Raw genomic sequence first — 14874 nt, 5'->3', positions numbered from 1 at the left:
TCGAGATCGGCAGCTACCAGGGCCTGCGTCACCGCCGGAACCTTCCGGTCCACGGCCAGCGGACGAAGACCAACGCCCGCTCGCGCAAGGGCCCGAAGAAGACCGTCGCCGGCAAGAAGAAGGCCGCCCGCAAGTAAGCGGAAGCCGGACCCCACAGACTCGGAGAGAAGCACCGCATGCCACCCAGGACCCGTACCGGCGCCGCAGGCGCCAAGAAGGTGCGCCGCCGGGAGAAGAAGAACATCTCCCAGGGCCAGGCGCACATCAAGAGCACGTTCAACAACACCATCGTCTCGATCACCGACCCCGCGGGCGCCGTGATCAGCTGGGCCTCCGCCGGCCACGTCGGCTTCAAGGGCTCGCGCAAGTCGACGCCGTTCGCCGCCCAGATGGCCGCCGAGAACGCGGCCCGCAAGGCGGCCGAGCACGGCATGAAGAAGGTCGACGTCTTCGTGAAGGGCCCGGGCTCGGGCCGCGAGACCGCCATCCGTTCGCTGCAGGCCGCGGGCCTCGAGGTCGGGACCATCTCCGACGTCACGCCGCAGCCGCACAACGGCTGCCGCCCGCCGAAGCGCCGCCGGGTCTAGGGCGGGGAGGAGACACACCATGGCTCGTTACACCGGACCCATCACCCGCAAGTCGCGTCGGCTCAAGGTCGACCTGGTCGGCGGCGACAAGTCCTTCGAGCGCCGCCCGTACCCGCCGGGGCAGCACGGCCGGATCCGCATCAAGGAGTCCGAGTTCCTGCTGCAGATCCAGGAGAAGCAGAAGGTCCGCTTCACCTACGGCGTCCTCGAGAAGCAGATGCGCAGGTACTTCGAGGAGGCGAACCGTCGCGAGGGCAAGACCGGCGACGAGTTCCTGCGCCTGCTCGAGTCGCGCCTCGACTCGGTGGTCTACCGCGCGGGCCTCGCCCGCACGCGGCGTGCCGCCCGCCAGCTCGTCGGGCACGGACACTTCATGGTCAACGGCCAGAAGGTGGACGTCCCCAGCTTCCGGGTGACGCAGTACGACATCATCGACGTCCGCGACAAGTCGCGGAACATGCTGCCCTTCGTGGACGCGAAGGAGTCGTTCGGGGACCGCCCGGTGCCCGGTTGGCTGCAGGTCGTGCCCGACACGCTGCGCATCTTCGTCCACCAGCTGCCCGAGCGCGCGCAGATCGACACGCCCGTGCAGGAGCAGCTGATCGTCGAGTTCTACTCCAAGTAGCTCGACCTCCCGCCCCGGCGATCCCGCCGGGGCGGGTTCCACCGTTCGGCGTCAAATAGCGGATGCCCGAGCACCGGAAGGAACACCAGAAGTGCTGATCTCACAGCGTCCGGCCCTCTCCGAGGACCCGGTCGACGACACCCGGTCGCGATTCATCATCGAACCGCTCGAGCCGGGCTTCGGCTACACCCTCGGGAACTCGCTGCGGCGGACCCTGCTGTCGTCCATCCCGGGCGCGGCCGTCACCTCGATCCGGGTCGACGGGGTCCTCCACGAGTTCACGACCGTCCCGGGGGTGAAGGAGGACGTCACCGACGTCATCCTGAACCTCAAGGAGCTCGTCGTGAGCTCCGAGGAGGACGAGCCGGCGACGATGTACCTGCGCAAGCAGGGCCCGGGCCCGGTGACGGCGGGCGACATCGTCCCGCCCGCCGGGGTGACGGTGCACAACCCGGACCTGCACATCGCGACCCTGAACGACCAGGGCCGTCTCGAGGTCGAGCTCGTGGTCGAGCGGGGTCGTGGTTACGTCCCCGCCGCCCAGAACAAGGCCTCCGGCGCCGAGATCGGCCGCATCCCGGTCGACTCGATCTACTCGCCCGTCCTCAAGGTCAGCTACAAGGTCGAGGCGACCCGCGTCGAGCAGCGCACCGACTTCGACAAGCTGATCCTCGATGTCGAGACCAAGCCCTCGATCACCCCGCGCGACGCGATCGCGTCGGCCGGCCGCACGCTCGTCGAGCTGTTCGGTCTGGCCCGCGAGCTCAACAACGACGCCGAGGGCATCGAGATCGGACCCTCGCCCGCCGAGGCCGACTCGATCGCCGCGTTCGCCATGCCCATCGAGGACCTCGACCTCACGGTCCGGTCCTACAACTGCCTCAAGCGGGAGGGCATCCACACGGTCGGCGAGCTCGTCGGCCGGTCGGAGGCCGACCTGCTGGACATCCGCAACTTCGGTGCGAAGTCCATCGACGAGGTCAAGATGAAGCTGGCGGGTCTGGGACTGGCCCTCAAGGACAGCCCCCCCGGGTTCGACCCGAGCGCGGCGGCGGCGGACTACCCGTCGGAGGGGTACGACTCCTACGACGGCGGCGGGTACGGCTCCTTCGGTACCGAAGAGGGCCAGGACTACGCCGAGACCGAGCAGCTCTAACCCCAGCAACTCTGACGTGCTGCCCCCGGCCGGCCCGTTCACGGGCCGGCCGGAAAGGCGTCACGAGACCAGGAGCGAGACATGCCCACGCCCACCAAGGGCCCGCGCCTCGGGGGATCCCCGGCGCACCAGAAGCTGATGCTGGCCAACCTGGCCACGTCGCTGTTCACGCACGGCCGGATCCACACCACGCGGGCCAAGGCCGAGCGCCTGCGCCCGTACGCCGAGCGCCTGATCACGAAGGCGAAGAAGGGCGACCTGCACAACCGTCGCGAGATCTCCCAGCAGATCCGCGACAAGGACGTCGTGCACCGCCTCATCGCCGAGATCGGCCCGTTCTTCGCGGACCGTCCCGGTGGTTACACGCGCATCGTGAAGACGCTGCCCCGCAAGGGTGACAACGCCCCGATGGCGATCATCGAGCTGGTGAACGAGCGGCTCGCGTCGACCGAGGCGTCGGCGGCCACCCGCTCGGCGTCGAACCGTGAGGTCGGCGGCCAGGCCAGTGGTGCGGCGGCGACCGCGGCGACGATCGCGGCCTCGGAGTCCGAGGACGCGACCGACTCGACCGACGAGGCCGACGTCCCGGAGCAGATGGCGGACAACGCCGCCGACAGCGCCGGGCTCGACACCGATGACGCCCCGGCGAGCACGACCGGCGCCGAGGCGGACGAGGACGACGTGCCCGAGCCGATGGCGGACAACGCCGCGGCGAGCGCCGGCCTCGACACCGACGAGAGCAAGGACGAGTCCTGACCGGACGAGTCCCCGAGCACGACCACGAGCCCGCCGTCGATCCTGACGGCGGGCTCGTGTCGTCCCCGCCGACGCGGCGGCTGCGGTTCGACCTCGCGTACGACGGCACCGACTTCGCCGGGTGGGCGCGTCAGCCGGACCTGCGCACCGTGCAGGGCGTGCTCGAGGAGACCCTCTCGACGCTCGCGCGTGAACCCGTGGCGCTCACCGTCGCCGGGCGCACCGACGCGGGCGTCCACGCCGACGCGCAGGTGGCCCACCTCGACGTGCCCGCATCCGGGACGGCGCTGCTGGTCGACGGCGTCGTGCCGGACGGCCTCGTCCGCAGGCTGGCCCGGATGCTCCCGCCCGACGTCCGGGTCCACGCCGTCACCGGTGCGCCCGCCGGGTTCGACGCCCGCTTCTCCGCGATCCGCCGCCACTACGCGTACCGGGTGTGCACCGCGCCGTCCGGCCCCGAGCCGCTCCGGGCCCGCGACACCCTGCGCTGGTACCGCCCGCTCGACGTCGCCGCCATGAGCGCCGCCGCCCGGGGCATGCTCGGTGAGCACGACTTCGCCGCCTTCTGCCGCCCCCGCGAGGGCGCGACGACGATCCGCGAACTGCAGCGCCTCACGTGGCTGGCGGTGCCCGGCGAGCGCGACGTCGTCGAGGCCCGCCTGTCCGCCGACGCGTTCTGCCACTCGATGGTCCGCTCGGTGGTCGGGGCGCTGCTCGCCGTCGGCGAGGGGCGGCGGGACGTCGACTGGCCCGCCGCGCTGCTCGAGCGCCGGGAACGCGCGTCCGAGGTCCACGTGGTGGCCGCGCACGGGCTGCGGCTGACCGGGGTCGACTATCCCGACGACGACGGGCTCGCGGCCCGCGCGGCGACGACGCGGGCGGTGCGCACACTCGGCGGGTGACGCCGGTTCAGCTGCGCCGGACCGGGCCCAGCAGCGCCGTCTCGCGCTCGGCCGTGACGAGGTCGAGGCGCCGCCAGAGGTTGCGCCCGAGCACGACGACGCCGTGGTCGGGAAGCGTGCGCAGCGACTCGGCCATCGGTCCGGTGAGCCGCCACAGCCGCGCCGCCAGGTCGGCCTCCTGCGGCGGCATCCGCCCGAGCAGCACGACGTCGGCGTCGTCCGCGGCGTCGGCGACCGCCGGGGACAGCGCGGGCAGCACGAGCATCGTGGCCCGCCACGGGCCGGCGGGCGGTGCCGGTCCCGCGGCGGTGGCGCCGCGGTCGTGGACGGTGAGCAGCGCGTCGGTGTCCCCGGGGCGGCGGGGCGCGCCGTCGTCGGGCGGGATCTCGTCGGTGCCGATCCGCACCCGTTCGGGTTCGGCCGCGGCCCGCGCCAGGGGCTCCCAGGCCGCACGCCTGCCCGTCGTGACGGCGAGGCGCGCGCCCTCCGCGACCGTCCGCAGCGCGATCTGGCGGGCCAGGTGCAGCGCCCCGAGCACCACCACGCGGGTGGGGACCGGGCGCAGCAGCGCGAGCGTCACCGGTGCGCCGTCGGTGTCGGCGCCCAGCACGACGCCCGCCGCGGCGACCGGGGCGGACAGCGCGTCGAGAGCGCTCGCCCGGAGCCGGACGGTGCCCGCGGGCCCCGGGGCCGTCCGTGGCCCGGTCACGCGAGGCCCCCGAGAGGCAGGGTGGTGCGCAGGCCGGCCACCTGCCGCCCGTGCAGCGGTTCGAGAGTCATCCCGCGTGCCCGCGCCGCCGCGACGACCGCCGCACCCGCGTCCGCGAGGGCCTCGGGTGTCCGGGCGCTGACCCGCACCCGCGCGGCCACGCCGACGGCCGCATCGCCGTCGGGCAGGACCTGGTCGGGGAACAGCCCGAGGGCGACGGTCGTGACGGCGTCCGGCGCGGCGAGGTCGTCCACGTCGAGGTGCGCCCCGAGGGGGACCTGCAGGTCCGCCGCGGTCCACGTGGCGTGCCCGACCTCCCCGACGACGACGGCGTCCCAGCGCTCGGTCACGCCGCCCGGTGTGCGGTCGAGGTCGGCGGCCGCGGCCGTCGCGACCGCGTCGCGCAGCCCCTCGCGGTCCAGCGGGCGCACCGGGAGGTCGTGGTCGGCGAGCACGCGTCCGATGCGGGCGAGCGCACCGACGAGCGCCCGCCGGGACCCGAGCACACCGCCGCCGCGCTCGGCGACGGCGCCGGGGCAGCGGCCGGGGTCGAGGCGCACGACGAGCCACGCGCTGCGGTGGGCGGCGTCGGCCAGCGGCCCGAGGACCTCGCGGTGCGCCGCCCGGGCGGGTGAGTCGGCACCGCCGGGACGGGCGTGGCGGACGACGGTGAGCGCGTCGAGGACCACGCCGCGGTCGCGCAGGGTGCCGGCGAGCGCGGTCAGCGGGAACCCGCCGTCCGGCGTCGCGTCGAGCAGGAGCGGCCGCTCCTCGGTGTCGGCGACCAGGACGGCGCTCCACGTGCCGTCGTCGGCACCGGCGAACGCCACCGGCCTGCCGTCGTGGTCCCGGCCGTCGACCACCGTGACCTCGCCGACGGCGGGATCCAGCGGGCCGAGGTCGAGGCCGTCGGGCGCGGGGTCGTCCGGGTCCTCCGGGGCGGGGTCCCCGCCCGCCGGTGCCTCCCGGGAGCGCACCCGGTGGCGCAGCGCCAGCACCGCCCAGGACCCGACGAGCTCGCCGCGGACCCGCACCAGGCCCGCGACGAGCGCGAGCGACAGCACGATCCCGGCGAGCGGAGGGCCCGCGCCGAGCGCCAGCAGCCCGAGCGCGACGGCGAGCCCCACCTCGACCACGAGGAGCCCGCCCAGCCGGACCGGACCGGCCCCGGGGAGCCGCCCGTCCGCCGGGCCGCGCCGATCCGGGACGCGCACGACCGCCCGCTCCGGCGCGCTCACCGGGCCCTCCGGCGGCGGGCGAGCGCGATCCCGGCGACGGCGAGGACCACGACGACCGCGCCGACGGCCACCCACGCGAGCGTGCCGTCCCGGCCGGACGGCGCGGGCGCGGGCGCGGCCACCGGCGCGCGGACCCCGGCCAGCGCCGCGCGCACGTCGAGCGCGCCCGCCCCCACCACCGGGTCACGGCCCGGGCCCGACCCCGCCACCGGCGCGGCCGTCCCGACGAGCCGCGCGACGACCTCGCCCGCGGGCATGGCGGGGAAGCGGGCCCGCAGCAGGGCCGCGGCGCCGGCCACCCGGGCGGTGGCGAAGCTCGTCCCGGTGACCGGGCCCGGAGCGGAGCCGGGCAGCGTGAGATCGGCGGTCAGGCCGGCGGAGCGGGCGTCGAGGGCGGCCGGGACGTTCCCCGGGGCGGCGAGGTCCACCCACGGCCCGGCGAGCGAGGCCGGGTCCGGCCGGCCCGCGTCGTCCAGGGCGCCGACGGTGAGGACGTCGTCGTCGAACCAGCCGGGGGCCGGCACCGTCGTGACCCGCTCCGCGGTCTGCGCCGGGTCGTTCGCCGGGCACGCCGGGCCGACGTTGCCCGCGGCGGCGACCACGACGATCCCGCGGGCGGCCGCGTCGTGGACCGCGGCCCGCAGCGCGCCGAGCGCCGGGTCGGCGCCGCCCACGAGCGAGGCCGCCGGACGGCACGCGGCGACAGCGAGGGTGAGGACCGAGACGCCGGGGCGGTCCGTGGCGGCCCGGACCGCCCGGGCCAGGGTGGCCTCGTCACCCGCGCTCGCCGAGCCCGCCGCCGACGACCACGCGCTGTCGGCGCGCACCGCGACGGTCCGGGCGCCCGGCGCGACGCCACCGACGCCGTCGTCGGGACCGGGCACAGCGGCGACGATCCCGGCGACCGCCGTGCCGTGCCCGTCGCAGTCCGCGGTGGCCGACCGTCCCGCGACGAAGTCGCCGCCGTCCACGACCCCACCGGCGAGACGCGGGTGCGCGGCGACCCCGGAGTCGACGACCGCGACCGTGACGCCCCGCGCGTCGGCACCCGGCTGGGCCGCGGGGTCGGGGAGCAGCGCGGCGAACCCGTTCGGCGCGATCCCCGCCGGGCAGGGGCCGAGCGACGTCAGGCCGGGCAGCGCGGAGGGCGCGTCGGGCAGGGCGGCGAGCGCGGCGGCGTCGGGCGTCGGGGGCACCGGCGGCGCCACGGCGACCCCCTGCGCGCCTGCGGGCGTCCCGGTGGCGAGCAGGAGCGCGAGCACGGCCGCGAGCAGGGCGGCAGGCACCGCGGCGGGGGCTCCCGGAGCCCGCCTCACAGCAGCCGGACCGCCGTGTAGAGGTCGCACACCGCGAGCGCGAGCGGGATGACGGCGGCGATCCCGAGTCCCTCGAGCAGGTCCACCGCACGGCGCGCGGCGGGCGAGGAGCGCCGCCCCGGGACCACCGAGCCGAGCAGCACGGCGAGCCCGCCGGCAGCGACCGCGGCCACGGCGAGCCCGATGCGGGCGATCCCGGGCGGTGCGGCGGCCACCGCGCCCGCCCCGACGGCGGCCCCGCCCACGACGGCCCCGAGCAGCAGGATCGACGCGGGGACGGCGTTCGCGTAGCTGCGCGAGCGCAGGGCGGGCAGCACGACGAGCAGCGCGGCGAGCACCCAGCCCGCGGCACCCCGCCAGCCCTCGCCCGGTGCGGCCGCCAGCACGGCCGCGGACGCGGCGAGCACTGCGACGGTGCCGCCCGCGAGCCCGGCGAGGACGGCGTGGGCGCGGTCCGCGCGCCGGTCGAGCGCCACCGGATCCCCCGGACCGGCGTCCTGGGCGAGCTCCGCGGCGGAGGCGGGCACCTGGGGCAGCGGCAGGCGGGCGAGCGCGATCCCGAGCCGGGGTAGCGCGGAGAGCACCACGAGCGCGACGGCGCCCGCCCCTGCGGCCACCGCGGCCGCGCCGACGTCGGCCCCCCGCGCCGCGGCCAGCGCGCCGATCACGGTGGCGACCGCCCCGACGGCCGTCGCGATGCCCGATGCGGTGGCGAGGCCGACGAGCACCGCGAGCGCGACCCGGTCGGTGCGCGCGGTGCCGAGCAGTGTGGCGCCCGCGGTGACCAGGGCGAGCGCCGCGGCGAGCAGCAGGTGCGGGGTACCCGCGCCCTCGGCGAGGGAGCGCAGGGATCCGGCGGGAACGTCCTCGGCGGGCACCGCCGCGAGCCCGCACACCGCGGCCGCGCCGGTGGCGAGCACCCCGAGCACCGCGCCGGGCCCCGAGCGGGAGAACAGCCGCGTCGACGACGCTCCGAGTGCCCCGGCGAGGATCGCCACCGCCGCGGCGGCACCCGCCGTCACGAGGCCGCCCGCCGTGCCCGGGCCCCGGCCCGCGGCGAGCAGTGCCCCGAGGGCGAGCACGCCCGCGGCCGCCACGCCGACCAGGCCGAGCGCATGTGCCCAGCCCGCGTCCCACGGCCGGTAGCTCGCGGGGGTGGACTCGGCGACCGCGTCGACGACGTCGTCGTAGAGCGGGGCAGGCGCCGCCTCCCCGCGCCGGCGCAGCACGAGCTGGTCGCCGTCGAGGACACCCAGCCCGTCCAGGGTGTCGCGGGGGTCGACCGGGGCCCCGCCGAGCGGCGCGAGCGTCCACCCGGTGGCCCCGGGCCGGTCGGCGCTGCGGACGGCGTCCCCGCGCCAGGCCGGGGGCCCCTCCGGAGGGGCGGCCCGTTCGGTCATCTCGACGAGGACGCCGAGCAGGTCGGCCACGGGGACGTCGCCGGGCAGGGCCACGTCGACCCGCGTGGTGGGGGCCGACACCGAGATCCGGGTGACCGGGGCGGCGTCGTCGGGAGCCGACGGGGTGGGCACGAGCGCGGGCCCGGCGGGTGGGCCCGTCCTCTCCGACGGGCGCCCGAGCGCGACCGGGGGATGCCCCCGGCCGGTGCCGGTGCTCATCGACTCCCCCTCCCGGAGATCCGCTCCGGCGTCCCTGGCCGTACCGCCGGAACCCGGACGACCTGCGTCGATCGTGCCCGATCAGCTGATCGGCTCCCTAGTATGGCCCCCGGAAGCGCCACGCAGAGGGCGAACGACAGAGATCCGGTGCGCCGCCCCGCCGGGCATGATGGGCTGGTCCCCCGAGCGGCCGGGAGGAGGGGCGTGGGCACGCAGGTCGTCCGCCGCGGGCCGCGAACGCCCGCCCCGGTGATGCCGGCGGGGGAGATTCCGCTCGAGGCCCCGCCCGCGGAGCCCCGCATCGCCCCGGCGGGTGTGCTCCAGCGCCTGCTGCCGCTGGTGATGCTGCTGGCGTCGGTCGGGTTCGTCGTCGTCATCGGGATCGACAACCCGACGTCGTGGCTGTTCGGGGGCATGATCGCGCTCTCGACCATCGGCATGGTGGCGGGCGGCTCCTCCCGCGGCGGCGCGCAGCGTCGCGCCGAGTCCGACGCCGAGCGCGCCGACTACCTGCGCTACCTCGCCCAGATCCGCCGCCGGGCCCGCGACGTCGCCGCCGAGCAGCGCGCCAGCCTGGAGTGGACCCACCCGGACCCGGACGCGCTGGTGACCCTCGCCCGCGGCCCGCGGACCTGGGAACGCCGTCCCGGCGACGCGGACTTCGCCCACGTCCGCGTCGGCCGGGGCGCCCAGCGGCTCGCGACCGCGCTGGTCCCGCCGCAGACCGGTCCGGTGGAGGACCTCGAGCCGGTGACGACGGTGGCGCTGCGCCGCTTCGTGCGCACCCACTCCGTCGTCGAGGCCCTGCCCACCGCGGTGTCGTTGCGCGCGTTCGCGGCCGTCGGCGTGACCGGGACCGCCGACCGGGAGCGCCGCCGCGCGCTGGTGCGGGCGCTGGTCGCCCAGCTCGTCACCTTCCACGGCCCCGACGACCTGCTCGTCGCGGTCGCCGCGAGCGGCGAGGCGAGGTCCGCGTGGGAGTGGTGCAAGTGGCTGCCGCACGTCGCCCACCCCCGGATCGCCGACGGCGCCGGGCCGATGCGGATGATCGCCTCCTCCCTCGCGACGGTGCAGGCGTGGCTCGCGCCCGAGCTGGCCGACCGGCCCCGGTTCACCCGCGGCGCGGGCGTCCCGGCGGGCGCGGCGCACGTCGTGGTCGTCCTCGACGGCGCCGTCGTCGAGGGACCGGCGGGCACGGCCGACCACGACGGCGACCGCGCGCTCGTCGAGGACGGTCTGGCCGGCGTCACGCTCGTCGACCTCGACGGGGCGCTCGACGGCCTCGTGGCCCGGCGCGGGCTGCGCCTCGTCGTCGAGCACGACGCCCGCGACGGCGAGCGGGTCGGCGCGGCGGGCACCACCGGCGTCGAGTGGTTCGGCCGCCCGGACGGGCTCTCGGGCGCCGAGGCGGAGGCGCTGGCCCGTCGACTGGCGCCCTGCCGCACGCCCGGCGCCGCGCGCGACGAGGCCGGGCCGTCGACGCCCGGCCTGCTCGAGCTGCTCGGCGTCCCCGGTGACCCGGACACCTTCGACGTCGCAGGAGCCTGGCGGCCCCGCGCGGTCCGCGAGCGGTTGCGGGTGCCGTTCGGGATCGGCGAGGACGGCGAGCCGGTGGAGCTCGACCTCAAGGAGGCCGCGCAGGAGGGGATGGGCCCGCACGGGCTCTGCGTCGGCGCGACCGGTTCCGGCAAGTCGGAACTGCTGCGCACGCTGGTCCTCGGGCTCGTCGCCACGCACTCGTCGGCGGCGCTCAACCTCGTCCTCGTTGACTTCAAGGGCGGCGCCACGTTCGCCGGGCTGGCCGAGGCCCCGCACGTGGCCGCCGTCATCACGAACCTCGCCGACGACCTCGGGCTCGTCGACCGCATGCAGGACGCCCTCGCGGGGGAGATGAACCGTCGCCAGGAACTGCTGCGCGCGGCCGGGAACCTCGCGAGCGTGGCCGACTACGAGCGTGCCCGGGAGCGCGGCGCCGACCTCGAGCCGCTGCCCGCCCTGTTCGTCGTCGTCGACGAGTTCTCCGAGCTGTTGCACCAGAAGCCCGACCTCGCCGACCTCTTCACCGCGATCGGCCGGCTGGGGCGCTCCCTGCAGATCCACCTGCTGCTCGCCTCGCAACGCCTCGACGAGGGGCGGCTGCGCGGACTCGACTCGCACCTGTCGTACCGGATCGGGTTGCGGACGTTCTCCGCGGCGGACTCGCGTGCGGTGCTCGGGGTCCCGGACGCCGCGTCGCTGCCCTCGGTGCCCGGCGTCGGCTACCTGCGCTCGGACACGTCGACGATGGTGCGGTTCACCGCGGGCTACGTCTCCGGCCCGTACCGGCGCCGCGAGCCGCTGCGGGCCGCGCCCCTCGCGGGCCTCGACGCCCGCCGCCCCACCCGCCCGCCGCGCCCGTTCCACGGCGGCTGGGTCGACCTGCCGCCTGCGCTGCCCGCGGCGGGCGCCGACGGGGCGGACGCCGGGGGACCGGGCGAGGCCGGTGCGGGCGAGGGCGGGGACCCCGACGCAGGCCCGACCGTCCCGAGCGTGCTCGACGCGGTCGTCGAGCGGCTGCGCGAGGCGGGTCCGCCCGCGCACGAGGTGTGGCTGGCGCCGCTCGAGGGCCCGATCGCGCTCGAGGCGCTGCTCCCGCCGCTGCAGGGGACGCCCGATCGCGGCCTGTCCGCGCCCGGCTTCCCCACCAACGGGACGCTGCACCTGCCGCTCGGCCTGGTCGACCGGCCCTACGAGCAGCGCCGCGACCTGCTCTGGGCCGACCTGTCGGGTGCGGCCGGGCACGTCGTCGTCGCGGGCGGCCCACAGTCCGGGAAGTCGACGACGCTGCGCACGCTGGTCACCGCGGCCGCGCTCACCCACACCCCGGCCGAGCTCGCGTTCCACGTCGTCGACCTCGGCGGCGGCACGCTGGGCGGCCTCGCCGCCCTGCCGCACGTGGGGACCGTCGCCGGGCGCGGTGACACCGACCTGGTGCGCCGCGTGGTCGCCGAGGTGGCCGCGATCCTCGCCGCCCGGGAGCGCTGGTTCCGCGAGCACGGGATCACCTCCGCCGCCGACCTGCGCGCCCGCCGCCGCCGCGGGGAACGGCTCGAGGGTGCCGCCGGCTCCGACGACCTCGGCGACGTCGTGCTCGTCATCGACGGCTGGCACGCGTTCCGCGCCGACCACGAGGCGCTGGAGTCGACGATCATCACGCTCGCGACGGCGGGTCTGTCCTACGGCGTGCACGTCGCCATCGCGGTGAGCCGCTGGGCCGAGCTGCGGCCTGCGCTCAAGGACCTGCTCGGGACCCGGGTGGAGCTGCGCCTCGGCGATCCCGGCGAGTCGGAGGTCGACCGCCGCGTCGCCGCGACGGTCCCGCCCGGGCGCGCGGGCCGCGGGCTCTCCCCGGACCGCCACCACGTGCTCGTCGCCCTCCCGGGCGCCGAGCTGGTGCCCGCGGCGGCCGCGGGGTGGGACGGGCCGCCGGTGCCGCCGGTGCGCCTGCTGCCCGAGCGGGTGGACGTCACGTCGCTGCCCGGACCCGCCGAGGGCGCGCGTCACCTGCTGCCGATCGGTGTCGACGAGGACCGGCTCGCGCCCGTGCTCCTCGACACCTCGGCCGACCCGCACCTCGTCGTCTACGCCGACGGTGAGTCCGGCAAGACCGCGCTGCTGCGGCTGCTCGCCCACCAGGTCGTCACGCGCCACACCCCGGAGCAGGCGCGGCTGATGATCGTCGACTACCGCCGCGGGCTGCTCGGCGCCGTCGACTCCGAGCACCTCATCAGCTACACCTCCACGGCCGAGGCGCTCACCGCGGCGGTGACCGATCTGGTGGCGTCGCTGCGCAAGCGTCTGCCGGGGCCCGACGTCACCCCGGAGCAGCTGCGCGCCCGCTCCTGGTGGACCGGCCCCGAGGTGTTCCTGCTCGTCGACGACTACGACCTCGTCGCGGCGCCCTCGGGCAACCCCCTCGCCCCGCTGGTCGACCTGCTCGCCCAGGCCAAGGACGTCGGGCTGCACCTCGTCGTCGCGCGCCGGGCGGGCGGCTCCGCCCGGGCCATGTTCGAGCCGGTGCTCACCCGGCTGCGCGAGCTCGCCACGCCGGGCCTGGTCGGCCACGGCAGCCGCGACGAGGGCCCGCTCGTCGGTGCGGCCCGGCCCGGACCGCGCCCCCCGGGCCGCGCGGTGCTGGTGACCCGTCGCCACGGCGAGACCCTCGTGCAGCTGGCCTGGCGGGACCCGGACACGCCGATCCGGGCCGCGGTCGCCGATCCGCCGGAGGGTGCGTCGTGACCGGCCCGACGGTCGCGGTCGACCTCGGCGAGTACGGGGTCGCCGTGGCGGTCGACGACGCCCGCGAGGTCACCGAGCTCGCCCTCGAACCGGCCGCGGTGCTCGCCCCCGACGGCGGCGAGGCGCTGCTGACCGGCCGCGACGCCCGCCGTCGGGCCGCCGCGGACCCGGCCCGGCTCGAGCCCGCCCCGCGCCGTCACGTCGACGAGCCGACCCTGCTGCTCGGCACCCGCGTCGTCGGGGTCGGGGAGGCCCTCGGCGCCGTGCTCGCCGCGGCCGTGGACCGGGCGGCGCCCGCCCTGCGCGGAGCCCGACCCGCCCGGCTGGTGCTCACCCACCCGGCGTCGTGGGGCGCGTCCCGGCGCGAGGTGCTCCGTCGCGCGGGCGCCGGGCTCGGAGCCGAGCTGGTGCTCCTGCCCGAACCGCTCGCCGTCGCCGCCCACGCCGCGTGGATGCGTCCCGGCGGGGCGACGGACGGCCCGGTCGCGGTGCTCGACGTGGGGACGCGGACCGCGCGGGCGGCCGTCGTCTCGGGAGGCGAGCCTGCCGTGCTCGCCGAGCGCACCGCGCACGGTTTCGGCGGGGACGACGCGGACGAGCTGCTGCTGCGGGAGATCCTCACGGCACTGCCCGAGGACGCCCCGGGGGCGGCCCGGGTCCGCGAGGTCGTCGCCGGCGCGACGCTGCCCGACCGGCGCCACCGGCAGGTGCTCGTCGAGGACGTCCGGGCCGCGCGCGAGCGCCTCTCCGACGCCGAGCAGGCCGAGATCCCGCTGCCCGGCGGCGCGACCTCGGCGTGGTGCTCGCGCGGCGAGCTCGAGGACCTGCTGCGCGAACCGTGCGAGGCACTCGTCGCGCTGCTCACGGCGACCCTCGACGACGCCGGGGTCGAGGCGGGCGGGCTCGCCGGGCTGCGGCTGATCGGTGGCCTCGCCCGGACGCCGCTGCTCGGCACGCTGGTGCACCGCGAGCTCGGCGTCTCCCCGGTGGTGCCGCCGGAGCCGCGCACCGTGGTGGCCCGCGGGGCCCGGCTGGCCGTCGCGCGCCGGGCGGGGTCGGGGGCGGGCGCCGCCCCCGGGTGGTCCGTGCCGGGAGCTCCCGCGGCGCCCGTGTCGGGCGGCCCGCGGACCGGCGGCCCGCCGCTGCTCCCGGACTGGCCGCGGCCCGTCGCGCACCCGGCGTCGACCTTCCCGGCGCGCTCCGGCCCGCCCGCCTTGCCGGCGTCGTCTGCCCCGCCCACCTTCCCGCCGTCGTCTGCCCCGCCCACCTTCCCGACCCGACCCACCTCGCCGCACCCGCCCCCGCCCGCCCTCACGACCGGCCCGACCGCGCCCGTGGCGCCCGTCCGGTCGCCGGCCACGCGGGGCTCCGGCGTCCATCCGGTGCCGGTGGCCTCGGACCCCGACGGCCCGACCCGCCGCATCGCCCACCCGCTCGTGCCCGCCTCGCGGGCCCTGGTGCGCGCCGAGACGCCCGCCGGTGTCGCCCTCGCGCGCTGGTCCCCGCGTCGCCGGGCGGCCGTGGTCGCGGCGGCGACGGTGGTCGTCGTCCTCCTGGTGCTCGCCGTCGCCGGGCTGCGCGGCGGGGGCGGCGGATCGGCCACGGCGGCGCCCCCGACGGTCGTCTCGGCCTTCTCGCACGCCTACGAGCTCCCGGCCGGCTGGGTCCCCGACGGCACCGACGCCGCA

The 14874-nt window shown here is 77.6% G+C and carries 12 protein-coding genes; 8 read left to right on the top strand and 4 right to left on the bottom strand.

What is annotated here, in order from left to right; translation table 11 throughout:
* The 6 genes from rpsM to truA all read left to right on the top strand — a co-directional run.
* A partial coding sequence (gene rpsM, locus VGI02_RS17270; protein WP_331555922.1) for a 30S ribosomal protein S13 occupies positions 1–137 on the top strand: 137 nt, incomplete at its 5' end.
* Positions 138–176: 39 nt separating this feature from the next.
* On the top strand, positions 177–587 hold the full coding sequence (gene rpsK, locus VGI02_RS17265; RefSeq protein WP_230730218.1) for a 30S ribosomal protein S11: 411 nt from the start codon (positions 177–179) through the stop codon (positions 585–587).
* 19 nt (positions 588–606) lie between these two features.
* Positions 607–1212, top strand: a complete 606-nt coding sequence (rpsD, locus tag VGI02_RS17260; RefSeq protein ID WP_331629033.1) for a 30S ribosomal protein S4 — start codon at positions 607–609, stop codon at positions 1210–1212.
* Positions 1213–1303: 91 nt separating this feature from the next.
* Positions 1304–2368, top strand: coding sequence for a DNA-directed RNA polymerase subunit alpha (locus tag VGI02_RS17255; protein WP_331629031.1), 1065 nt, complete (start codon positions 1304–1306; stop codon positions 2366–2368).
* Between the two features lie 81 nt (positions 2369–2449).
* Positions 2450–3124: a 50S ribosomal protein L17 gene (rplQ, locus tag VGI02_RS17250; protein ID WP_331629029.1), complete on the top strand. Its 675-nt coding sequence runs from the start codon at positions 2450–2452 to the stop codon at positions 3122–3124.
* 56 nt (positions 3125–3180) lie between these two features.
* Entirely contained in the window at positions 3181–4026 is an 846-nt protein-coding gene (gene truA, locus VGI02_RS17245) for a tRNA pseudouridine(38-40) synthase TruA (RefSeq protein WP_331629027.1), read from the top strand.
* Positions 4027–4033: 7 nt separating this feature from the next.
* Here truA and VGI02_RS17240 read toward each other — a convergent pair whose 3' ends face one another.
* The 4 genes from VGI02_RS17240 to eccD are packed head-to-tail and all read right to left on the bottom strand — an operon-like array spanning position 4034 to position 8908.
* On the bottom strand, positions 4034–4735 hold the full coding sequence (locus VGI02_RS17240) for a hypothetical protein (RefSeq protein ID WP_331629025.1): 702 nt from the start codon (positions 4733–4735) through the stop codon (positions 4034–4036).
* Positions 4732–5973, bottom strand: coding sequence for a type VII secretion protein EccE (locus VGI02_RS17235; RefSeq protein WP_331629023.1), 1242 nt, complete (start codon positions 5971–5973; stop codon positions 4732–4734). Before VGI02_RS17235 ends, VGI02_RS17240 begins: the two co-directional genes overlap by 4 nt.
* Positions 5970–7259 carry a S8 family serine peptidase gene (locus tag VGI02_RS17230; RefSeq protein ID WP_331629021.1) on the bottom strand — a complete coding sequence of 430 codons (1290 nt, stop codon included), beginning with the start codon at positions 7257–7259 and terminating at the stop codon, positions 5970–5972. Before VGI02_RS17230 ends, VGI02_RS17235 begins: the two co-directional genes overlap by 4 nt.
* Positions 7260–7285: 26 nt before the next feature.
* Entirely contained in the window at positions 7286–8908 is a 1623-nt protein-coding gene (gene eccD, locus VGI02_RS17225) for a type VII secretion integral membrane protein EccD (RefSeq protein WP_331629019.1), read from the bottom strand.
* 204 nt (positions 8909–9112) lie between these two features.
* Here eccD and eccCa point away from each other — a divergent pair, with 204 nt between their 5' ends.
* Together eccCa and VGI02_RS17215 are read left to right on the top strand one after the other, a co-directional pair.
* Entirely contained in the window at positions 9113–13186 is a 4074-nt protein-coding gene (gene eccCa, locus VGI02_RS17220) for a type VII secretion protein EccCa (RefSeq protein ID WP_414638303.1), read from the top strand.
* A partial coding sequence (locus VGI02_RS17215) for an Hsp70 family protein (protein ID WP_331629018.1) occupies positions 13183–14874 on the top strand: 1692 nt, incomplete at its 3' end. The genes eccCa and VGI02_RS17215, both read left to right, overlap by 4 nt.

Source organism: Actinomycetospora sp. (assembly GCF_036497245.1).
In the GTDB taxonomy this organism is placed as follows: Bacteria; Actinomycetota; Actinomycetes; order Mycobacteriales; family Pseudonocardiaceae; genus Actinomycetospora.
This window is presented reverse-complemented; position numbering and strand designations above follow the sequence as displayed.